Annotated in this window: 16 protein-coding genes; 2 read left to right on the top strand and 14 right to left on the bottom strand. The window is 72.1% G+C overall.

Features of this window, described 5'->3' with window-relative positions; genetic code table 11:
• Positions 1 to 3: 3 nt before the first annotated feature.
• The 13 genes from EDC34_RS10985 to EDC34_RS11045 form a co-directional block, all read right to left on the bottom strand.
• Entirely contained in the window at positions 4 to 351 is a 348-nt protein-coding gene (locus EDC34_RS10985; RefSeq protein ID WP_114960856.1) for a PilZ domain-containing protein, read from the bottom strand.
• Positions 352 to 485: 134 nt separating this feature from the next.
• Positions 486 to 1,505, bottom strand: a complete 1,020-nt coding sequence (locus EDC34_RS10990; protein WP_114960855.1) for a DNA polymerase III subunit delta' — start codon at positions 1,503 to 1,505, stop codon at positions 486 to 488.
• Positions 1,502 to 2,161, bottom strand: coding sequence for a dTMP kinase (tmk, locus tag EDC34_RS10995; protein ID WP_205388078.1), 660 nt, complete (start codon positions 2,159 to 2,161; stop codon positions 1,502 to 1,504). The genes EDC34_RS10990 and tmk overlap by 4 nt, the downstream gene beginning before the upstream one ends.
• The gene (gene mltG / locus EDC34_RS11000) at positions 2,158 to 3,210 is read right to left on the bottom strand and encodes an endolytic transglycosylase MltG (RefSeq protein WP_114960853.1); all 1,053 of its coding nucleotides are present in this window, start codon (positions 3,208 to 3,210) and stop codon (positions 2,158 to 2,160) included. The genes tmk and mltG overlap by 4 nt, the downstream gene beginning before the upstream one ends.
• On the bottom strand, positions 3,207 to 3,995 hold the full coding sequence (pabC, locus tag EDC34_RS11005; RefSeq protein ID WP_240311123.1) for an aminodeoxychorismate lyase: 789 nt from the start codon (positions 3,993 to 3,995) through the stop codon (positions 3,207 to 3,209). The genes mltG and pabC overlap by 4 nt, the downstream gene beginning before the upstream one ends.
• 142 nt (positions 3,996 to 4,137) lie before the next feature.
• Complete coding sequence (locus tag EDC34_RS11010) at positions 4,138 to 5,496, bottom strand: aminodeoxychorismate synthase component I (RefSeq protein WP_114960851.1); 1,359 nt, start codon at positions 5,494 to 5,496, stop codon at positions 4,138 to 4,140.
• Between the two features lie 55 nt (positions 5,497 to 5,551).
• Positions 5,552 to 6,790, bottom strand: coding sequence for a beta-ketoacyl-ACP synthase II (fabF, locus tag EDC34_RS11015; RefSeq protein WP_114960890.1), 1,239 nt, complete (start codon positions 6,788 to 6,790; stop codon positions 5,552 to 5,554).
• 157 nt (positions 6,791 to 6,947) lie between these two features.
• Entirely contained in the window at positions 6,948 to 7,187 is a 240-nt protein-coding gene (gene acpP / locus EDC34_RS11020) for an acyl carrier protein (RefSeq protein ID WP_114960850.1), read from the bottom strand.
• 122 nt (positions 7,188 to 7,309) lie between these two features.
• Positions 7,310 to 8,056, bottom strand: a complete 747-nt coding sequence (gene fabG, locus EDC34_RS11025) for a 3-oxoacyl-ACP reductase FabG (protein ID WP_114960849.1) — start codon at positions 8,054 to 8,056, stop codon at positions 7,310 to 7,312.
• Complete coding sequence (fabD, locus tag EDC34_RS11030; RefSeq protein ID WP_114960848.1) at positions 8,053 to 8,997, bottom strand: ACP S-malonyltransferase; 945 nt, start codon at positions 8,995 to 8,997, stop codon at positions 8,053 to 8,055. Before fabD ends, fabG begins: the two co-directional genes overlap by 4 nt.
• A 186-nt stretch (positions 8,998 to 9,183) precedes the next feature.
• Positions 9,184 to 10,173, bottom strand: coding sequence for a beta-ketoacyl-ACP synthase III (locus EDC34_RS11035; RefSeq protein WP_114960847.1), 990 nt, complete (start codon positions 10,171 to 10,173; stop codon positions 9,184 to 9,186).
• A gap of 148 nt (positions 10,174 to 10,321) precedes the next feature.
• On the bottom strand, positions 10,322 to 10,516 hold the full coding sequence (rpmF, locus tag EDC34_RS11040) for a 50S ribosomal protein L32 (RefSeq protein ID WP_114960846.1): 195 nt from the start codon (positions 10,514 to 10,516) through the stop codon (positions 10,322 to 10,324).
• A gap of 68 nt (positions 10,517 to 10,584) precedes the next feature.
• Complete coding sequence (locus tag EDC34_RS11045; RefSeq protein ID WP_114960845.1) at positions 10,585 to 11,103, bottom strand: YceD family protein; 519 nt, start codon at positions 11,101 to 11,103, stop codon at positions 10,585 to 10,587.
• Positions 11,104 to 11,216: 113 nt separating this feature from the next.
• On the opposite strand from EDC34_RS11045, the gene EDC34_RS11050 reads away from it, so the two are divergent.
• Positions 11,217 to 11,591, top strand: coding sequence for a hypothetical protein (locus EDC34_RS11050; protein ID WP_114960844.1), 375 nt, complete (start codon positions 11,217 to 11,219; stop codon positions 11,589 to 11,591).
• Positions 11,588 to 12,169 (top strand): Maf family protein, encoded by a 582-nt coding sequence (locus EDC34_RS11055; protein ID WP_114960843.1) that lies wholly within the window; start codon positions 11,588 to 11,590, stop codon positions 12,167 to 12,169. The genes EDC34_RS11050 and EDC34_RS11055 overlap by 4 nt, the downstream gene beginning before the upstream one ends.
• On the opposite strand, the gene EDC34_RS11060 is transcribed toward EDC34_RS11055, so the two are convergent.
• The gene (locus EDC34_RS11060) at positions 12,105 to 13,607 is read right to left on the bottom strand and encodes a glycosyltransferase family 39 protein (protein ID WP_425598119.1); all 1,503 of its coding nucleotides are present in this window, start codon (positions 13,605 to 13,607) and stop codon (positions 12,105 to 12,107) included. The two genes, EDC34_RS11055 and EDC34_RS11060, sit on opposite strands and share 65 nt — an antisense overlap.
• Positions 13,608 to 13,768 lie beyond the last annotated feature (161 nt).

The raw sequence follows: 13,768 nt of genomic DNA on the forward strand, positions 1-13,768 counted from the left end.
CCGTCACATCGTCTGCGTGGGCTGGTCCGCGTTCAGGGTGCCGGCGAGCGTGGTCTCGATCTTGCTGCGCACCGCCTCGCCTTCGGCGGTGTCGGCGAACTGCACGCCGATCCCGGCCACGCGGTTGCCCTGCGCGCCGGCGGGGGTCACCCACACCACCCTGCCGGCCACCGGCAGGCGCTCGGAGGAATCCGGCAGGGTCAGCAGCAGGAAGACTTCATCGCCGATGAAGTAGCGGCGGGTGGTCGGCACGAAGATGCCGCCGTGGCGGATGAAGGGCATGTAGGCGTTGTACAGGCCCGCCTTGTCCTTGATCGCCAGCGACAGGATGCCCTGCCGTGCCCCGCCCATTGGATTGCTCATCCCGACTCCCCGTGTGTTTGCCGTGTGCGTCTTGCCCAGTGCGTGGATCGGCCCGCACGCGCCGTCGCCATTCTCAACCGTCCGGGCCGTCCGCCACAACCGGGGCGGTGTGGCCGCATGGATCAGCCGCCGGCGGCACGCGCCGGCAGCCACGGCAGCAGCGCCTCCAGCACCGCCAGGTCGGCGCGCACGGTGGTGCGCAGCAGGCCGCGCGCGCGGTTGGCAGCCTCGAAGCAGAGCGACAGCCCGCGCACCGCGGGCGCCTGCGGCTGCTCCGTCGCCGCGCGCAGGGCGTACTCGGCCAGGTGCCGCAGGCGCTCCTCCGCGCGCCCGTCGGCCACCCAGCGCTGGGCGATGTCGGAGGGCACCGCGCGCCCACGGCGCAGCGCGGCGACCGCCTCCACCACCTCGCGGCGCAGCGCCAGCCCGTCGCCGGCGGCCCAGGCATCGGCCAGCCCCGGATGCCCGCGTGCGGCGTCCAGCGCTTCCTCGGCCAGCGCCGCGGAATGCCCGCGCGCGCGCAGCCAGGCCAGCGCCTCGGCGCGCGGCGGCAGGCGCAGCTCCAACCGCTGGCAGCGGCTGCGGATGGTGGCCGGCAGTTGCGCGGGGCTGGAGGCCAGCAGCCACAGGTAGCGGCCCGGCTGCGGCTCTTCCAGGGTCTTCAGGATCGCGTTCCAGGCGCTCCAGTTCACCGCATCGGCGGGATCGACGATCACCACCTGCGCACCGCCCAGCTGCGCGGTCAGGCCCATCGCCGCGGTCAGTGCACGGATCTGGTCGATCACGATCTCGGCCCGCGGCTTGCCGGTCTTGGGATGGTTCTCGTAGCCCAGCAGCAGCAGGTCCGGATGCGCGCTGTGGCCCCAGGGGTGCGCCAGGCTGCCGTCCGGCCGCAGTTCCGCCGCTTCCATCTGCGCGCGCGCGGCGAACAGGCTGCAGGCCTTGCACGTGCCGCAGGGCGCGCCGTCCGCGCACGGCGTCAGGCACAGCACGCGCTGCGCCAGATGCTCGGCCAGCAGGCGCTTGCCGATCATGGCCGGGCCGGTGATGAGGGTGGCGTGCCCGAAATGGCCGGCGGCCAGGGCCTCGGCCGCCTGCGCGTAGGCACGCTGTTGCCATGGGGCCAGCGCCGGCAGGTTCATGCGCCCTCCGCGCGATAGCCGGCCAGCGCGGCCAGCGCGGACGCCGCGACCCTGGCCGGGTCGGGGCTGGCATCGATCACCCGGATGCGTCCGGGCTGCTGCGCCGCGCGCTGCAGGAATCCGGCGCGCACGCGCTCGAAGAAATCGTCGCGCTCACGCTCGATCCGGTCCGGTGACGCACCGCCCAGCAGGTCACGCCCACGGGTGCGCTCGCGCGCATGCGCCACGCCGAGGTCCAGCAGCAGGGTCAGGCCGGGCTCGATCCCGACCGCGCGCCGTTCCAGCTCGGCGATGAAGTCCACGTCCATGCCGCGCGCCGCGCCCTGGTAGGCGTAGCTGGAATCGGTGAAGCGGTCGCTGATCACCCAGGCGCCGCGCGCCAGCGCCGGCAGCACCACCTCCTGCACGTGCTGCGCGCGCGCGGCGAACATCAGCAGCAGTTCGGTGTGCGCGTGCACCGGCTCGTCGCCGTGCGCGAGCAGCAGCTCGCGGATGCGTTCGGCCAGCGGCGTGCCGCCCGGCTCGCGGGTGCTGACCACTTCAAAGCCATCGGCCAGCAGCGCCTCGCGCAGGGCGCGCAGCACCGTGCTCTTGCCGGCGCCCTCGCCGCCCTCGATGGTCAGCAGGCGCGGTTCGCGTCGCAATCCCATGCTCACCGCCGCACCGCCTCCTGCGCCGTGGCCTGGCGCTGCGCACGCAGGCGCTGCAGATAGGCCGATACCGCGGCATTGTGTTCGTCCAGGCTGCGGCTGAACACGTGGCGGCCGCTGCCGTCGCCAACCGCCACGAAGTACAGCGCATCCCCGGTCGCCGGGCGCGTGGCCGCTTCCAGCGCGGCCTTGCCGGGCATTGCGATCGGGGTCGGCGGCAGGCCGTCGCGGGTGTAGGTGTTGTAGGGCGTGTCGGTGGTCAGGTCGGCGCGGCGGATGTTGCCGGCGTAGCGCTCGCCCATGCCATAGATCACGGTGGGGTCGGTCTGCAGGCGCATCCCGGCCTGCAGCCGGCGCACGAACACCCCGGCGATGCGCGCACGCTCGTCGGCTACGCCGGTTTCCTTCTCCACGATCGAGGCCAGCACCAGCGCCTCGTCCGCGCTGCGCAGCGGCAGGCCGGACGCGCGCGCCTGCCAGGCCGTGGCCAGCGCCTTGTCCATCGCCGCATGCGCGCGCCGCAGCAGGTCGAGGTCGGAATCGCCGCGCACCCAGGCATAGGTCTCGGGCAGGAAGCGCCCTTCCGGATGCTGGCCCGGATGCCCGAGCGCGGCCATCAGCGCGGCATCGTCCATGCCCGTCGTGCGATGAACCAGCATTGGCACTGCATCCAGCGCCGCACGCAGTTGCCGGAACGTCCAGCCCTCGACGATGGTGAAGCGGCGCCGCAGCACTTTGCCATCGCGCATCGCCACCAGCAGCGCGCGCGGGGTGATGCCGGCCGGCAGCGCGTACTCGCCGGCCTGGATATGGCCGGCGGCACCGGTCTGGCGCGCCAGCAGCTGCCAGTACAGCGGGGTGCCGGTGGCGACCCCTTGCGCGCGCAGGTGGCGCAGGATCGCCGGCAGCGCATCGCCGCGCGCGACCACCACGCTGGCATCAGGCCCCACACCGGCCAACGGCGTATCGGCGAAGCGCTGGTAGCGCTGGCACTGCCAGCCCAGCAGTGCCAGCGCCAGCAGCACGAGCAGCAGCAGGCCGCGGCGGAGGCTCATGGGCGGGCCTGCCCGGGAACGGAAAACATTGGATACGCCATCGCCAATCGTGCCTGCAGTTCGGTGGTGGCCGGATGCGCGCGCCATCGGCGTGCACCCAACATCGCGACCGGCAGGATACCGCGCACGGCGTTGCACAGGGCCAGCGCCTCGGCGGACGCCACGTCCTCCATCGACAGCGCCGCCTCCTCCAGCAGCCCCTGTTCCAGCAGCCAGCCGCGCAGCACACCGGCCACGCCACAGCGATCGACTGCGGGCGTCCGCCAACCTTGTCCGTCGAACACCAGCAGATTGGCCGCAGTGGCGCACACCGGGCGCCCGTCGGTGTCGCACAGCAGGCCTTCGTCGCAGCCGGCGCGCTCCACCTCGGCGCGCGCCAGCACCTGCTCCAGCCGGTTGCAGTGCTTGATCCCGGCCAGCGCCGGCTGGATCGCCAGACGGATCGTGCAGGGATGCAGGCGCAGCGCCGCGGGTGTGGCCGGCAGCGGATGCAGCGCCAGCATCCAGGTCGGCGGCGCATCGACCGGCGGTGCATAGCCGCGCCCGCCCTCGCCGCGGGTCAGCAGCAGCTTGAGCACGCCGGCGTCGATGCCGGCGATCAGCTCGGCGATACGCGCTTGGACGAAATGCAGATCCGGCAGCGGGATGTCGAGCCGGGCCGAGCCATCCCGCAGGCGCGCCAGATGCCGCAGCCACAGCGGCACCTCGCCTCGGTGCACGCGCAGGGTTTCGAACAGGCCGTCGCCGTAGTGCAGCCCGCGATTGGCAAATGGGACCGTGTCCACGCGCGCAAGGCCCCGGAACAACGCGGATGCCCCGGCATTCAACGCAGTCGCTCCCCGATACTCGCTTTGTGCGTCGAATGCCGGGGCATCCGCTTCCGGCTTTCCACGCGCGCCACGGCGCTGCGAATCGCGGCTCCGTGCATCACTCCACCCCCAGCGCACGCAGCATGCCGCGCGCCTTCGCCCGGGTTTCCTCCAGCTCGCGCTGCGGATCGGAGTCGATCACGATGCCGGCACCGGTGCGGAAGCGCAGCACTTCGCCCTCGACCTCCGCGCTGCGGATCAGGATATTGAGGTCCAGCTCACCGTCATGGCCCAGCCAGCCTAGCGCGCCGGTGTAGGCGCCGCGGCCGGTGCCCTCCAGCTCGGCGATGATCTGCATGCAGCGCACCTTCGGGCAGCCGGTGATCGTGCCGCCGGGGAACACCGCGGCGATCGCCTGCCCCGGGGTCACGCCGGCGCGCAGCGCGCCGCGCACGTTGCTGACGATGTGGTGCACGTGGGCGTAGCTTTCCACCGTCATCAGCTCGTCCACCCGCACGCTGCCGGGGGCGCACACGCGACCGAGGTCGTTGCGCTCGAGGTCCAGCAGCATCACGTGCTCGGCGCGCTCCTTCGGGTGCCCGACCAGCTCGCGGATGCGCGCCGCGTCGTCATCGCCCGCAAAGCGCGCGCGGGTGCCGGCGATCGGGCGGGTCTGCGCGATGCCGGCGCGCAGCGACAGCAGCCGCTCCGGCGAGGCGCTGACCACGCTGCCCCATGCACTGCGGAAGATGCCGGCGAACGGCGCCGGGTTGTGGGTGCGCAGGCGGGCGAACAGCGCGGCCGGGTCCAGCGCGCGCGCGAACCTTGCCCGCCATCCGCGCGACAGGTTGGCCTGGAACACGTCGCCGGCGGCCAGGTACTCCAGCACCCGCGCCACGCCGTCGAGGTAACGCTGCGGCGGGTCCTCGTCGATGGCGATGGGCGGCGTCCATGCCGGCAGCGGCGGCAGCGCGCCGGCGCGCCCCGCATCATCGGTGATGCGCTGCAGCCACGCTTCGGCACCCGCCTCCGCCACCGCGATGCAATCACCGCTGGCGCGATCACGCAGCAGCGCCGCCGGACAACGCAGCGCGATCGCGACCGGCAGGCCACCCTCCGCCGCCGGCAGCCGCAGCACCGGCTCCACCTGCGCGGCCAGCTCGTAGCCCAGCAGCAGCGCCCAGCCGCCACGGAACGGCAGCGTTTCGCCCGATGGCCCGTCACCCACCGCTGCGCGCGCATCCCGCCAGTGGGCATCCAGTACGTCGAGGAAGCGACCGGCGAGCGGTGCACCGGCGAGCGTGCGCACGCAGCCATCGCGGTGCAGGGCAAAGCCTTCGCCGGCGTGCGCCAGCAGCAGGTCATGCCGGCCCAGCGGGCCGCCGCTGCTGGATTCCAGCAGCACCGGATAGCGCGCCGGATCGAGCCGGTGCAGGGCGAGCAGGTCGGTGGCTGCGGGAAGGTCGCGCAGGATCATCGGCGGAACACCCCCTCCCCGGCCTTCCCTTGCGGTGCAAGAGAAGGGGTGATCATCAGATCCGCTTGAACACCAGCGTGCCGTTGGTGCCGCCGAAGCCGAAGCCGTTCGACACGGCCACGTCGATCTTCGCCTCGCGGGCGACGTTGGGCACGTAGTCCAGGTCGCAGCCCTCGCCCGGGTTCTCCAGGTTGATGGTCGGCGGGATCACCCCGGTTTCCAGCGCCTTGATCGTGTAGATCGCCTCCACGCCGCCGGCCGCGCCCAGCAGGTGGCCGGTCATCGACTTGGTGGAGCTGACCAGCGTCTTGTAGGCGTGGTCGCCGAGCGCGCGCTTGATCGCCAGCGTCTCGGCCACGTCGCCCAGCGGGGTGCTGGTGCCGTGCGCGTTGAGGTAGCCCACGTCCTCCGGGTTCACCCCGGCATCGCGGAACGCCATCGCCATGCAGCGCGCCGGGCCTTCGCCGTTCTCGCTGGGCGCGGTCATGTGGAAGGCGTCGGAGGACGCGCCGAAGCCGGCCAGCTCGCAGTAGATGCGGGCGCCGCGGGCCTTGGCGTGCTCGTACTCCTCCAGCACCAGGATGCCGGCGCCGTCGCCCAGCACGAAGCCGTCGCGGCCGGCATCCCACGGCCGCGAAGCGCGCGTGGGATCGTCGTTGCGGGTGCTCATCGCCTTCATCGCGCAGAAGCCGCCCATCGAGGTCGGCGAGCTGCCGCGCTCGGCGCCGCCGGCGAACATCACGTCGGCGTCGCCGTACTGGATCATGCGCATCGCCATGCCGATGCTGTGGTTGGAGGTGGCGCAGGCGGACACGGCCGAGAAGGTCGGCCCCTTGATGCCGGTCATCAGCGACAGCTGGCCCGGGAGCATGTTGATGATGGTGCTGGGGATGTAGAACGGGCTGATCTTGCGCACCCCGCCCTCGTGCAGCTTGACCGCGGTTTCCTCGATCCCCCAGATGCCGCCGATGCCGGCGCCGATCAGCGCGCCGATGCGCTCGGCGTTGGCCTCGGTGACCTCCAGCCCGGCGTCGTCCTTCGCCATCAGCGCGGCGGCGATGCCGTAGTGGATGAAGTGGTCCATCTTCTTCGCGTCCTTCGGGTTCACCCAGCGGGTGACGTCGAAGCCGCGGATCTCGCCGGCGATGCGGGTGGGATAGGTGCTGGCGTCGAAGCCCTCCACCGGGCCGATCCCGGAGCGGCCGTGGGTGATCCCGTCCCAGTTGCTGGCCAGGTCATGGCCCAGCGGCGAGACGATGCCCATGCCTGTCACTACCACGCGGCGCTTGCCCATCATCCTGTCCTCCACGCATTGGTCACGTTCGATGCAAACACAGGGGGCCGCATGCGCGGCCCCGTGGGTCCCGCGGCCACGCGCCGGCAGGCGGCGCGTCCACGGGTGTGCCGGGTGGGCGCCGGCACGCGGCCGGGCGTCCGCCCAAGGAAGACCATCACGCCTTGACGTGGGCCTTGATGTAGTCGATCGCCGCCTGCACGGTGCCGATCTTCTCGGCATCCTCGTCCGGGATCTCGCACTCGAACTCTTCCTCGAGCGCCATCACCAGCTCCACGGTGTCCAGCGAATCCGCGCCCAGGTCGTCCACGAACGACGCGCTGTTGGTGACGTCCTCTTCCTTGACGCCCAGTTGTTCGACGACGATCTTCTTGACGCGCTCTTCGATGGTGCTCATGTTGCGTTGCTCCTCATGGGGCTGTTCGGGCCGTAATGGCCTAGTTTAAGGGAAAATCCGGGCGCTGCATGGCCGTGCCTGGGCGCCCGCGGGGGATGCGTGGAATGCCGCCGGGGCGGCGCTCACGGCATGTACATGCCGCCGTTGACGTGCAGGGTCTCGCCGGTGATGTAGCTGGCATCGGGCCCGGCGAGGAAGGCCACCGCGCGCGCGATGTCGGCCGGCTCGCCGAGGCGTCCAAGCGCGATCTGCGCCAGCATCGCCTCCTTCGCCGCCTCCGGCAGGTCGGCGGTCATGTCGGTGGCGATGAAGCCCGGCGCCACGACATTCACGGTGATCCCGCGCGAGCCGATTTCCTTCGCCAGCGACTTGCTGAAGGCGATGATGCCGGCCTTGGCCGCCGCGTAGTTGGCCTGCCCGGCGTTACCGGTGACGCCGATCACCGACGCGATGTTGACGATGCGGCCCTTGCGCGCCTTCATCATCCCGCGCATCACCGCCTTCGAGGCGCGGTAGACGCTGGTGAGGTTGGTGTCGAGGATGGCCTGCCAGTCCTCGTCCTTCATCCGCATCAGCAGGTTGTCGCGGGTGATGCCGGCGTTGTTGACCAGGATCGAGATGCCGCCGAACTCCGACGACACCGCATCCACCAGCGCCTCGATCGCGCCGGCTTCGTTGACGTTGAGGCGGCGGCCGTGGCCACCGGCGGCGGCCAGTCGCTCGCCGATCGCCTGCGCGCCGGCGTCCGAGGTGGCGGTGCCGATCACGGTCGCGCCCCGCGCCGCCAGCTCGTCGGCGATCGCGGCGCCGATGCCGCGCGATGCGCCGGTCACCAGCGCGACTTCACCCTTCAACGGCAACCCACTCATGCGTTCCACTCCTCGATGGCGCCGGCGAATTCCGCCGGGGTGCCCAACGCGCGGGCGTCGAGCGACTTGTCGATGCGCTTGACCAGGCCGGCCAGCACCTTGCCCGGGCCGCATTCGCCGATCCGGGTGACGCCGCGCGCGGCCAGCGCCTGCACGCAGCCGGTCCACTGCACCGGCAGGTAGAGCTGGCGCACCAGCGCGTCGCGAATGGCCTCGATGCTGTCGTGCGCGCGCGCGTCCACGTTCTGCACCACCGGCAGCGCCGGCGTCCGCCAGTCCAGCCCGGCCATGGTTTCGGCCAGCCGGTTCGCGGCCTCGCGCATCAGCGGGGTGTGCGACGGCACGCTCACGGCCAGCTTGACCGCCTTGCGCACGCCCTTTTCCTGCAGCAGCGCCAGCGCGCGGTCCACCGCCGCGGCGTCGCCGCCGATCACGATCTGGCCCGGCGAGTTGTAGTTGGCCGGCACCACCACCTGCGCACCGGAGGCCTCCGCGCACACGGCCTCGACCAGCGCGTCCTCGGCGCCGAGCACGGCCGCCATCGCGCCGGTGCCGGCGGGTGCGGCGTCCTGCATCAGCTGGCCGCGGATGCGCACCAGGTGCGCACCGTCGCGCAGCGACAGCGCACCGGCGGCGACCAGCGCGGTGTATTCGCCCAGGCTATGCCCGGCCAGCACGGCCGGCTGCGCGCCGCCTTGCGCCTGCCACAGGCGCCACACCGCCACCCCCGCGGCCAGCAGCGCCGGCTGGGTGAATTCGGTGCGGTTGAGCATTTCCTCCGGGCCGCCCTGCGAGAGCGCCCACAGGTCCACGCCGGCGCCCTCGGAGGCCTCCTCGAACGTGGCCTTCACCGAAGGGTGGAGTTCCGACAGCTCGGCCAGCATGCCGATGGATTGCGAGCCTTGGCCGGGGAATACCAGAGCAAGCGACGATGTGGACATGGGCGACTCGTTCACGCGGTGGATTCAGGCCGAGCGCGCAACGGCGCCGGCGGCGGGCCGGGCATGATACGGGCAATCGCTCCGGCCCGTCTGTACCGGGGCGTATGCAGGTCCGCCAGGCGACTCCACGGAATCAGGCGCAGCGCATGTGCGGGCGCGCCATCACCCGCCCGTCGGATCGCGGCCTCAGTAGCGCAGCAGCGCCGAGCCCCAGGTGAAGCCGCCACCGAAGGCCTCCAGCAGCAGCAGCTGGCCGCGCTGCACGCGGCCCGAGCGCACCGCCTCGTCCAGCGCCAGCGGCACCGATCCCGAGGAGGTGTTGCCGTGGCGATCCACGGTGACCACCACGCGGTCCATCGGCATCTCCAGCCGCTTGGCGGTCGCCTCGATGATGCGCAGGTTGGCCTGGTGCGGCACCAGCCAGTCGATCGCGGTGCGCTCCAGCCCGTTGGACTCCAGCGCCTCCTCGACCACCGCATCCAGCGCCTTCACCGCGTGCTTGAACACCTCGTTGCCGGTCATCATCACCCGCACCCCGGCGTTGTGCTCTCCCGGCTTGAACCCGGCGGACACGCCCACCGGATTCCACAGCAGCTCCTTCTTGCTGCCGTCGGCGTGCATGTGGGTGCTGAGGACGCCGGTCTCGGCATCGGCCTTCAGCACCACCGCGCCGGCACCGTCGCCGAACAGCACGCAGGTGCCGCGGTCGCTCCAGTCCAGCATGCGGGTGAGGGTCTCGGCGCCGATCACCAGCGCCGTCTTCGCCGCGCCCGAACGGATGAACTTGTCGGCGATGGTCAGCGCGTAGATGAAGCCCGAGCACGCCGCGTTGACGTCGAACGCCGGGCAGCCGGCGATGCCCAGCTTGTGCTGGATCAGGCAGGCGGTGGACGGGAAGATCAGGTCGGGCGTGGTGGTGCCGACCACGATCAGGTCGATCTCGTCGGCGCCGATACCGGCGGCCTCCAGCGCGCGCAGCGCGGCCTGGTGGCCGAGGTCGGAGGTGGTCTCGCCTTCCGCGGCAACATGGCGCTCGCGGATGCCGGTGCGCGCGGCGATCCACTCGTCGCTGGTGTCCACCATCTTCGCCAGGTCGTCGTTGGTCAGCACTTTCTCCGGCAGGTAGCTGCCGGTGCCGGCGATGCGGGCGAAGATGCGGTGTTCGGTCTGGCTCATGCGGTGGGGTTCTCCCTGGCGATCAGACAAGAGTAGCCGATCGCCGGATGCGGGCGGCGCGCGCAAAACGCGACGGCAAAAAACGCCGACGGCCGCACCATCGGGTGCGGCCGGGCGGCGTCAGCGACAGCGGCCTTGCGGCCGGCGATCACTCTTCGTCGACGACCTTGGTCTTCGGCGCCACGACCTGCTTGCCGCGGTAGTAGCCGTCGGCGGTGACGTGGTGGCGCAGGTGGGTCTCGCCGCTGGTCGGATCGGTGGCCAGCTGCTTGGCGGACAGGGCGTCGTGCGCGCGGCGCATGCCGCGGCGGGACGGGGAAACGCGGGACTTCTGAACGGCCATGGGACAACTCCAAAAAACGATACGTGATGCTGGATGCGACGATCGGCGGTGAACTGCGGATTATCGCACTATTCCTTCTTCCACCCCGACAGCGCCGCGAACGGACTGGCCTGGGCCACCTCTTCGGCGGTCGGCGCGAAATCGCGCTCCACCGCCTCGGCATCGGGCGACACCGGCACCACCGGCAACGCCAGAATCAACTCGTCCTCGACCAGGTCGGCCGGCCGCAGCAGGCCATCCGGCGCCACCAGCAGCGCCTCGTAGCCGGCCGGCAGGGCCGCCTCGTCGGCCTCGTCGCGGATCAGGCCCAGCCGCTGCTGCAGGCGCACCGGCAGCAGGAAGCGCTGCAGGCTGCGCTGGCATTCCAGCGGCAGGTCGGCCTCGATCCGCAGCTCGGCATACGGCAGCTGCATCGCGTCGGTGCCGAACGCCAGCACGAAGCGGGCCTCGCCACCCTCGTCGAACAGGCTGCCGCGCAGGCGCGACATCGCCGCCAGCGGCACCCGGCCTTCGAACTCGCGCCGGGCCGCCACCATGCGCCAGGCATCCAGAACCTCGGGAATGCGGCTGGCGGATGGCTCGAACATAAGGCGCGGCATCCTACGGATTCGCGGCTTTTCTGTCAAATCAACACGATAGCCGCAGCCTGCCGCGCGGCGCCGGGTTTGCGCCCTCCGGCGTCCTCGCGCAGACTGCGCCGATGTCGCCCGGACTGATCGTGCTCCTCGTGTTCGCCGCCTTCGCCGCGACCAGCCTATGGCTGGCGCTGCGCGTGCATCGCCGCAGCCGCCACCGCCAGCTCGCCATCGGCCGCGTGCTGGATGCCGCCGATGCGCTGGAGGACCGCCTGCGCGCAGCGCGCAGCGAGCTGGAGACGGTCGCCGCCGACGCCGACAACCCGGTGCTGGGCGCGATGCAGGAACTGCTGCGCCAGCGCCTGTGGCTGCAGCAGCATGCGCAGTCGGCCAGCCTGGAATCGCTGCAGCAGATCCGCGAGTCGCTGGAAACGGCGCGTGACCGCATCGACGTGCAGCTGCGGCGGGTGGATCGCGCCCGCGCGGAGGCATCGCCATGAGCCGGCTGGTGCTGGCCTCCACCTCGCGCTACCGGCGCGAGCTGCTGCAGCGGCTGCGGCTGCCGTTCGACACCGCGCGCCCGGAGGTGGACGAAACCGCCCTGCCCGGCGAGGCCCCGCGCGCGCTGGCGCAGCGGCTGGCGCTGGCCAAGGCGCAGGCGGTGGCGCAGCTGCTGGGCGGCGAGGACGCATGGGTACTGGGGTCCGACCAGGTGGCCGACCTCGGCGGCCAGGCGCTGGGCAAGCCCGGCGGCCGCGACGCCGCGCTGGAGCAGCTGCGCGCCATGGCCGGCCGCCGCGTGCGCTTCCATACCGCGCTGTGCCTGGCGCACCCCGACGGCCGCAGCCTGCACGACGTGGACCTCACCGAGGTCCGGCTGCGCGCGCTGGAGGATGCCGAGATCGCGCGCTACGTGGACGCCGAGCAGCCCTACGACTGCGCCGGCAGCTTCAAGTCGGAAGGATTGGGGATCGTACTGTTCGAGGCGATCGACAACCACGACCCGACCGCGCTCATCGGGCTGCCGCTGATCGCGAGCGCCCGTCTGCTGCGGCAGGCGGGCTTTGCGCTGCCATAACCGCCGCCGCGCAGGCCGGCAAGGGCGTGCCATCGGCAGGCGCCAGCAGCAGCCAGAAGCGCTTGCCGCCGCCATCGACCGACAGCACCTGCGCCGCCGGCAGGCCGCCCAGCTGGGCGCACAGCCAGTCGCGATATTCGCCCTCTCCCGCAAAGCCGGCATGCGCGGGGCTGGCCACCAGCAACCATGGCCGCGGCAGCGCATGCGGCGATTCCAGCAGCACCCCCCACAGCGCCAGCTGCGCCTGGCGCCCGTGCTTGCGGTTGAGCGGATGATCGAGCACCGGGATGTCCGGATCCCCGAGCGCAAAGCCCAGCTCGGCACCCAGCTTGAAGTCGGCGGCCAGCAGGCGGGTGCCTGGCGGTGCGGTTTGCAGACGGCGCTGCACTTGCTGCGCCAGCGTTTGCCAGTCCGAGAAATTGGCCGGATACAGCCCGTGCGCCGCGGCCCAGGCGCGCCCCTGCGGCAGCGCGGCCATCAGGCAATAGCCCAGCGCCAGCGCCTGGCCGAGGCCGAGCACGGCCCAGGTCGCGCGCCGCCAGGGGCGCGTCCAGCCGGCTAGCACCGCCGGCACCAGCGGCAGCAGCGCCACGTGCCCGGGCAGCGGCCAATGGAAGCTCACCCGCTCGCGGTCGGCGAAGAACCCCAGCAGGAAGAAGCCGCCCGCCAGCAGCATCCCGCACAGCGCCAGGCAGCGCACGGCCGGGCGCGGATCGCGCAGCCCGCGCCAGGCCGCCAGCAGCAACGCCAGCAGCAATAGCGGGGTGGCCAGTAGCGACTGCAGCGCGCCCAGGCGCAGGCCCCGCCAGTCGAACGTCCACGGGTTGCGCTCGATGAGCTGGAAGCGCAGCCCGGCTTCGGCATGCTGCGCGTTCCACAGCAGCAGCGGCAGCCACGCCAGCGCGCCGATCGCCAGCGCCACCCACAGCCACGGCGACCGCAGCGCGCGCCGGCCCTCGCGTAGCAGCAGCAGGGCCAGGCCGCCGGCCAGCAGCACCGCGGCGAAGCGATAGTGGGTCAGCCCGCCGATCGCCAGCCCCAGCGCCAGTTGCGCCCCCACCGCCGCCTCCACCCGGCGCAGCGCGCGCAGGCCGGCATCCAGGCACAGCAGGCTGGCCAGCAGCAGCGGCACGTCGGGTAGCGCCAGCAGGCCGAGGCTGCCGGCGAGCGGCAGCAGCAGGAACAGCAGGCCCGCGCGCCAGCCGGTGGCGGGGCCGAACTCGCGCGTGGCCATCCGCACCAGCAGCCACGGCAGCAGCGCGCCGATCAGCAGGAATGGCAGCCGCAGCCCCAGCGGGGTCGGCCCGAACAGTGCCACCCCCAGCCGCGCCAGCCACGCGGTCAGCGCGGGCAGGTCGGAATAGGCCCAGGCCAGATGCTGGCCTTCCTGCCAGTAGAAGGCCTCGTCCACGAACAGCGGCAACCACGCCGCCAGCATCAGCTTGAGCGCGCACAGCAGCAGCCAGGCCACGATGAACCCGCGCCGCGCCGGGTGCGCGCGCCCCAGCGCATCCGCTGCCGCGCCTGCCGTCGTATCCATGGGTGCGATTCCCGCCGCGTTCGCCGCAACGTGCATGCCCGGGCGTCCTCGCTACACTG

Origin of the sequence: Thermomonas haemolytica (assembly GCF_004346265.1) — a bacterium.
Lineage (GTDB): Bacteria > Pseudomonadota > Gammaproteobacteria > Xanthomonadales > Xanthomonadaceae > Thermomonas > Thermomonas haemolytica.